General features: G+C 50.2%; 1 protein-coding gene. It reads right to left on the bottom strand.

All coding sequences use genetic code 11. The features are described from left to right. Window positions 1-416 (bottom strand): hypothetical protein (locus I6F53_RS20430; protein ID WP_197240981.1); only part of this gene is annotated, 416 nt, incomplete at its 3' end. Between the last annotated feature and the right edge of the window lie 112 nt (window positions 417-528).

The raw sequence follows: 528 nt of genomic DNA, 5'->3' as shown, positions 1-528 counted from the left end.
ATTACGTCATCACCCTCTAAGCGAGGCTCAAGGATAGACGTCCAGTCCTCACAGGCTTGAACACGCTCGACGAACGCGCGGTAGCCTACAGGCTTACGGGATGCCTTACGGTTCTCCTTGTAGGTAGGGTCTACCAGTTCCTTACGCCAGTTCACAGAGTCAGTGAAGGCCAATACGATAGGCGCATCACGCCAAGCCTTCTTGCGACCGGCATAGGACTTGATGGAGTCTACCAGAATGTTCCACGCTTTCCCGTGGTCACACTCTAAGGTCCACACATCGTCACCCCAATCGGTCTCGACTTCACTTGCTGCCATCGCTTGGAATACCAGCCAGTCACCATCCATTACGAGAACACCCTTATCGGATTTACCTTGGCGAATCTCATAGAACTCATTCAGTGTAATTGCACTCATTACTTCACCTCCTTCCATAAGATTACAGTGGCTTCATAAGGTTCTACTTCACTACATCCATCAAAGGAAGTCTCATAGCCTTTCCAGTAGTCGCCATGTCGAGTGAAGAAGC

It is taken from the genome of Pseudoalteromonas sp. SWN29 (genome assembly GCF_015864465.1).
Classification (GTDB): domain Bacteria; phylum Pseudomonadota; class Gammaproteobacteria; order Enterobacterales; family Alteromonadaceae; genus Pseudoalteromonas.
This window is presented reverse-complemented; position numbering and strand designations above follow the sequence as displayed.